The following is a 7074-nucleotide window of genomic DNA, read 5'->3' as shown; positions in this document are numbered from 1 at the left end:
TGGATCCGCCGAGTTGAGCCACACAGCGGGCGACATCCAATTCGTCATAACGCGACGGATCGATGCCCACCAGTTCCAAAATTCCAGGCAAACCATTCACGATTGATTCTCCTCCAACTGACAAACGCGGATGGGTGAGAGTCGAATGACAGCGGTGGCTGGTGACTTGCAACCGGCGTGCCAGCGCGGCGGATCACGCCCAACACCGCTAGATCGACAAGGTATTGACCAGGGCAGGGCCCCTAGGCTTGCCGACGTGTCAATTGACAAGGAAACGTTCGGCAATTTGCTTCGTTTCGACTCAGCCACCACGTCAACTTGTCCTGGATCACGACACTTTGTCGCCCTCCGCTTCGGTGCGTCGATGCGATCGAACAAGCAAATCTGCGGGCGGGATCGAATCTTCACGATTGGCACGAGCCTTGCCACGCGTGCGACGACGCATGACTCCTCCCCACCGCCACCATAGCCACAAGGAAACCACTCGATGGCCGAAGCCCCGACTGACACTCCCTGGATGATCGAAGCCGACGGTTTGTGTAAATACTATGGCGACTTTGCCGCGGCCGAAGCGATCTCATTCACCGTACCGGTCGGACAAGTGTGTGCCTTTCTGGGACCCAACGGGGCGGGAAAGTCGACCACGATGAAAATGCTGACGGGCTATCTGTCGCCCAACGCCGGCACCGCCAAGATCGCCGGACACGACGTGCACCGCGATCGGATCAACGCGGCCGAGCGTCTGGGATACCTTCCCGAAAATGGGCCGCTCTATTCCGAAATGACACCCCATGCGTTCCTGAATTACGTCGGCCAAGCCCGCATGCTGTCCGGCGACCGACTGCAGGCACGCTTGGACTGGGTCCGCGAGCAATGTTCGCTCGGCGATGTCTGGGGCAAAGCGATCGGCAAACTCTCGCGCGGGTATCGCCAACGGGTCGGGATGGCTCAAGCGTTGTTGCACGACCCCGACGTGTTGATTCTGGATGAACCGACCAGCGGCCTGGATCCCAACCAGGTGCACGGCGTCCGTGAGTTGATCACCGCGTTGGGTGAAACCAAAACCGTGTTGCTGTCCACGCACATCTTGCAAGAAGTCCACGCGGTGTGCAGTCGCGTCGTGATGATCAACGAGGGGCGGTTGGTGTTCGATGGACCGACCGACGAACTCGGCCAACAGAGTGATGCGATGGAACAGAAGTTCCGAGAACTGACCGTCGCCGCGTAGCAAGCCGTAACGAACCAACACCCATCCAAGTTTGACTTTCAGAGACCCCACCATGCAAATCCGTCCCCAAGTGATCCGGGCCGTCTTTCAACGCAATTTTGCGAGCTACTTTTCGGGCGTATTGGGCTACCTGTTCATTGTGGTGTTTGTGGTGCTCGGCGGAGCCCTGGCGTTCAACGCGCGGTTCTTCACCGGCAACGAACCCAACCTCGATCAACTGACCGCGTGGTACCCGTTGTTGCTGTTGTTCTTTGTGCCGGCGGTCACGATGAGCGTCTGGGCGGATGAACGCAAATCCGGAACGGACGAGCTATTGTTCACCTTGCCGGCGACCGAAATCGAAATCTTGCTCGGCAAATACCTTTCGGTCGTCGCGGTCTACAGCGTCGCACTGGTGTTCTCGATGGCACATGTTTTCGTTTTGACGTTCCTGGGCAATCCCGACTGGGGGCTGATCGCGACCACGTACTTCGGCTATTGGTTGGCCGGCGCGGCGATGTTGAGTGCGGGCATGTTGGCGTCGATGTTGACGGCAAACATGACCGTCGCGTTCGTCTTGGGAATCGTCATCTGTGCGATCCCGGTGTTCGTCGGACAGATCGGCGGCATGCTGGGCCTGGGTGATTTGCTGGAACGTTTCAGCTTGCAAGAACAATTCCGCGACTTCGGCATGGGCGTGATCCCGCTGACGGCATTGCTTTACTTTGTCGCTTTCACCGTGGTGATGCTGTACCTGAATCACACCCTGATGACACGACGTCACTGGCAGACACGTCGCGAACCCGCGATCGGTTTTCAATATGCGGTGCGGGCGATCAGCGTCGCCGTCGTTTTGTCCTGCGTGACGACTTGGGCGGGATACAGCGTGTTGCGTGTGGACGCCACCGGCGAACGCCTCTTCAGCCTCTCCGACGCAACGCACGACATCCTCGACCAACTCGATTCGGAACGACCGATCGAAATCCAGGCCTTCCTTAGCCCTGACGTGCCGCGGGAATACGTCGAAACGCGAAAACGATTGATCGGACTGCTGCGTCAGTTCGACGAACTCGGCGGAAAAAGTCTGGAAGTCCGCTATGTCGATGTCCAACCGTTTAGCCAGCAAGCCGACGAAGCCGAACATTTTGGCATCGAACCGGTCCAGGTGATGACCGAAGTCGACGGCCGACGCAGCGAGGCCGACGTGTACCTCGGTGCGGTCGTGATCAGCAGCTTTGACAAAGTCGTCGTGCCGTTCTTCGGCAAAGGCCTGCCGATCGAATACGAACTGACGCGATCGATCCAGACCGTCGCCAACGAGAAACGCCACACCGTCGGCGTGCTGCGGACCGACGCGAACTTGATGGAAGGCACCCGCGACTGGCAAATCGTGCGTGAACTGAAAAAACAATACAACGTTCAATCGGTGTCGCCCTCGACCGAAATTGATGCCGACGCCTTCGATGTGCTGTTGGCCGTCATGCCGTCATCGCTGACCAGCGAAGAAATGGACCATCTGGTGACCTACGCCAAGACCGGTCGTCCACTGCTGGTGTTCGACGATCCCTTCCCACTGTCCTTGGGCAGCAACGGGTTTGGCGTGACTGGTGCCCCGCGTCAACCCAAACGCTCCGGTCATTCCGGATTCATGGGTCAAGGCGGTCCGCCGCCCGAGCAAAAGGCCGATGGCGGACGGGCAACACGTTTGCTGGAAGCCTTGGGGATCGATTGGCAGTACGACGCCTGTGTGTTTGATTTCAACAATCCCCACCCCGAATTCGCGATGCTTCCCCCGGAATACGTCTTCGTAACCAACAGCGGGACCGACGTCGAATCGTTCAATCTGAACGATGAGATCACCAAGGGGCTGCAAGAACTGATCGCGTTGTATCCCGGCGAAGTGGAAAAACGCGGCAGTGAGTTTGACTTCCAACCGCTACTGACCAGCAGCCGTCAATCGGGCGTCTTGCAGTGGGAAGAATTTGTCGATGAAGGAGGCTTCAATTTCTTTTCGATGCAGGGAACGGCCAACCCGCGACGCAATCCGTTCCGCGTGATCGACGGTGCCGCCCACACCCTGGCCGCGCGCGTGACCGGCGAATCGGATGATCACAAGGTCAACGCCATCTTTGTCGCCGACGTCGACATGATCTCCGATTTCTTCTTCGAGGAACGCAACCTCGGAAACCTGAGCACCAGCTTTGACAACGTCACCTTCGTGCTCAACGCCGTCGATTCGCTGGTCGGCGACGACTCCTTCATCGAACTCCGCAGCCGACGCCCCGCCCACCGAACGCTGGTTCGCGTCGAACAACAGAAACGCCACTTCCTGGAAGCGGCAAACCAAGCCGAACGGGAAGCGGATCAGCAGGCCGAAGAGGAATTGGAGCAACGCCGCGAGCAGCTCGGCAAACGCGTCAAGGAGATCCAAGAGAACAGCGAACTCGACCCGATCGCCAAAGCGCAAATGCTCAAGCAAGCTCAAGAGGCCGAACAAAAACGGTTGTCGCTGGCCGAAGCGCAAATCGAACAGAAGAAGAACGACGAAATCCGCAAGATTCGCGCCACCACCAACCGCCAGATCAAGTCGCTCGAATCGAAGATCCGATTCTGGTCGGTTTGTCTGCCCGCGATCCCGGCGTTTGCCCTCGGTGCCTTCGTCTTTGCCCAACGAGTCCGCGATGAGAAGTCGACGGTCATCGACTCACGCCGTCGCAAAACCGTGGCGTAAGCTTCCAGCTTGCGTTCTGCCCACCGACACCCATCCACACCAACCACCGGAATACAACACCGACCAATTCCCATGTCCACAGTAACCCAAGACCAGACGCAACCCAACGCCGACAGTCGGCCCGGCGGACAAACCAAGGAAACCATCGAAGCCACCACCGCGGCTGTCAAACGTCGCTGGCTGGGGTTGGCCGAAGAGACTCGTCGGACGGTTCTGTACGCCGCCGCCGCAATCCTCTGTCTGCTGATCACCGGCGTGATCGAATTGGCGACTCGACCGGCGGTGATCGCCGAATACGGAAAGGTCGGCAAAGAGTTCTTTCCCGAATTCCGTGACCCCACCCTGGCCTCGGCGCTGAACGTGGCGGTCATCGATCCCGACCAAGTCGAAGCCAAACAATTCAGTGTGGAACGAACCGAAAACGGTCAGTGGGTGATCCCGTCACACCACAATTACCCCGCGGATGCGGAAGACCAATTGGCCCGAACCGCCAGCAGCGTGATCGGGATCAAGCGAGGGGCGATGGTGACGCGCTGGCAAGCCGACCACGCACGCTATGGAGTCGTCGATCCAAAGACGGACACGTTGGAGGTCGGTCAGGTGGAAGGAGTCGGAAAACGGCTGACCCTGCGTGGCGAAGACGATTCGGTTCTGGCCGACTACATCATCGGCAAACAGGTCGAAGATGAACTTGACCAGTACTACGTCCGGCACCCCGACGAAGACGAAGTGTACGTGGCAACGCTCAACATCGACCTGTCCACGCGATTCAGCGATTGGATCAACACCGATCTGTTTGACATCAGCCAAAGTGACGTCGTCAACGTTTCACTGAACGATTATCAATTTGATGAGCTAAAAGCAACGGTGACGCAACGTGAAGTCACGACGCTGCATCGAGAAACGTCGCTCGACGACTGGAAGATGGACGGCATTGACGAGGCAACCGAGCAAGTCAACAAGGATGCGATTCGAGACACCGTCAACGCCATCGCCAATCTTGACATCGTCGGTGTCCGACCCAAGCAAACCGGGTTGACGCCCGACCTGCAACTCGACCGCGACGCCCTCGGTTCGCAACGTGATGTCGACCGTTTGCAATCCGATCTACTCTCCCGAGGCTTCTTGCTGCAACCGGCGCAAGACAATCCTGACACGCTGAAGCTGATTTCGCGTGAAGGAGAACTGGCGACGGCGACCAACGATGGGCTGGTGTACAACCTGTACTTCGGCCGCGTGTTCACCGGCAGCCAGGAAGAACTCGAATTGGGATTCGCAAACCATCCCGAACAAGCATCAGAGGATGCGGGTGACTCCGATTCCTCCGAAGGCGAAAACGAGAACAGCGCTGAAACTGATAGCAGTGATGAAACCGATAGCGGTGACGAAAACGAAGGCAGTGACGAAAACGAAACCGGCAACTCTGGAAAACCCGGCCGCTACGTGTTCGTCACCGTCAATTTTGACCAGCAGTTCCTCGGTGAAGCTCCCGAGAAACCGACCAAGCCGGAAATGCCGGAAGAGCTGAGTGCAGCCGACGCGGAGACCGAGGAAGCCACGCCGAGCGAGTCCGAATCGCCTGACGACAGCGAAGCATCTGACGACAGCGAAGCATCCGACGAACAAGCCGACCGCTTGAAGGAACTGCGTGAGAGCTACGATGCAGAGATGAAAGCCTACAACGACGCTCTGGAAGAGTGGCAGTCGTATCAAGACAAGATCGAGCAGGGCAAGGAGAAAGCCGAGTCGTTGAACCGACGTTTTGCGCAGTGGTACTATGTCATCGCCGGCGAGGACTACGACAAACTTGCCCTCTCTCGCAGCGATCTGGTCGAAGCGAAAGAGGAAGTGAAAGAACCGGAGTCGGAGTCCGAGTCCGACCCCGAGTCGGAGACCCAACCGCAATCGTCGACCGAGGAAACGGCGGTTGCCAACCAAGCCGCCGCGGACGAGTTCCTGGCGGAGAATCGGTCCAAGGACGGCGTCATCACCACGGAGAGTGGATTGCAATATGAAGTGTTGACCGAGGGTGAAGGCGAGTCGCCGAGTCAAGACAGTCGGGTCAAGGTTCGCTACAAAGGCACGTTGATGGACGGCACCGTCTTTGACCAATCCGGTGACTCCGCGGTGGAGTTCGGAGTCAATCAAGTGATTCCGGGTTGGACCGAAGCGCTCCAGCTGATGAAACCGGGAGCGAAATGGAAACTGTACATCCCACCGAAATTGGCCTATGGCGAGCGTGGCTCGGGCGACAAGATCGGCCCCAACACGTTGTTGATTTTCGAAGTCGAATTGGTTTCGATTGAACCGAACCTTGGTTGACGACGGCGCGGGTGATCCGCGTCGTCATTTTCCCTCGAAGGCCGCGGTTAACGCCGCGGCCTCGCTTTTTGGCACGCCGGTTGCTTTTGACCTAAATCGTTTCGCTGACTGTCAATTTTGCAAAGCGTGTTCGCGAGTCTGCCGGTCAGTTTTTCGTTTCACGGTTTTTAACGTGTGATCTGGAGGCTATGGCCATGAGCGGTTTCAGTTCAACCCTTTCTCGTTCGATCGGCCCCAGCGTGCTCGGCGTCGCGAGCCGCGAGATGGACGAATTGTTTGATCGACTTTTCGCGTCCGGTGGTAACGGCAAAACAAAACCCTGGTGGCCTCCGATGTCCGTCTGGGAAGAGGGCGACCACTACCATCTGGAACTGGACCTTCCCGGTCTGGCGAACGATGACATCGAGGTGACCTTCGAAGAGGGACGCCTGAAGATTGCGGCCAGCCGTACGCGACCAGAATCCGAGGAGCGATCCTACCTGCATGACGAACGCCATTGGGGCGACTTCAGCCGGTTGGTTTCCATCCCCGATTCCGTCGACCCCGAGTCGATCGAAGCCGACTATCAGAACGGCGTGTTGCACTTGCTGTTGAAAAAGCGATCCGAAGTGTTGCCCAAGCGGATCAAGATCAACGCCAAGTAACTCGCCAGCGACCCGTCAAATCGATCCGCAGCACGCGTCCTATGCGTGTTGCGGATTTTTTGTTGAGGTGCGCTGGTGTGCAGGCTTTAGCCGCTCGGGTCGCTGCGGAGCAGCGCGTGGGGATGCGCCTAAAGGCTGGACACCAACGGTTGCTGGTGTGCAGGCTTTAG

At 58.0% G+C, this 7074-nt stretch carries 4 protein-coding genes; all 4 read left to right on the top strand.

Translation table 11 applies throughout. From position 1 onward, the window contains the following. Positions 1 to 487 precede the first annotated feature (487 nt). The 4 genes from ABX749_RS15745 to ABX749_RS15730 all read left to right on the top strand — a co-directional run bounded on the left by ABX749_RS15745 (position 488) and on the right by ABX749_RS15730 (position 6904). Positions 488 to 1228, top strand: a complete 741-nt coding sequence (locus ABX749_RS15745; protein ID WP_372896819.1) for an ABC transporter ATP-binding protein — start codon at positions 488 to 490, stop codon at positions 1226 to 1228. A gap of 52 nt (positions 1229 to 1280) precedes the next feature. Then, positions 1281 to 3938 carry a Gldg family protein gene (locus ABX749_RS15740; protein ID WP_372896818.1) on the top strand — a complete coding sequence of 886 codons (2658 nt, stop codon included), beginning with the start codon at positions 1281 to 1283 and terminating at the stop codon, positions 3936 to 3938. A 72-nt stretch (positions 3939 to 4010) separates the two neighbouring features. After that, positions 4011 to 6260, top strand: coding sequence for an FKBP-type peptidyl-prolyl cis-trans isomerase (locus ABX749_RS15735; protein ID WP_372896817.1), 2250 nt, complete (start codon positions 4011 to 4013; stop codon positions 6258 to 6260). A 194-nt stretch (positions 6261 to 6454) separates the two neighbouring features. Next, positions 6455 to 6904 (top strand): Hsp20/alpha crystallin family protein, encoded by a 450-nt coding sequence (locus ABX749_RS15730; protein ID WP_372896816.1) that lies wholly within the window; start codon positions 6455 to 6457, stop codon positions 6902 to 6904. The last annotated feature ends 170 nt before the right edge of the window (positions 6905 to 7074 follow it).

The organism is Stieleria sp. (assembly GCF_041595215.1).
Taxonomy (GTDB): Bacteria; Planctomycetota; Planctomycetia; order Pirellulales; family Pirellulaceae; genus Stieleria; species Stieleria magnilauensis.
The sequence above is the reverse complement of the archived record's forward strand: the minus strand, read 5'-3'. Positions and strand labels throughout refer to the sequence as shown.

Bases quoted from the DNA above. Each gene is read 5' to 3' on its own strand.
- ABX749_RS15745 (WP_372896819.1), top strand. From the start codon at position 488: ATGGCCGAAGCCCCGACTGACACTCCCTGGATGATCGAAGCCGACGGT.
- ABX749_RS15740 (WP_372896818.1), top strand. From the start codon at position 1,281: ATGCAAATCCGTCCCCAAGTGATCCGGGCCGTCTTTCAACGCAATTTT.
- ABX749_RS15735 (WP_372896817.1), top strand. From the start codon at position 4,011: ATGTCCACAGTAACCCAAGACCAGACGCAACCCAACGCCGACAGTCGG.
- ABX749_RS15730 (WP_372896816.1), top strand. From the start codon at position 6,455: ATGAGCGGTTTCAGTTCAACCCTTTCTCGTTCGATCGGCCCCAGCGTG.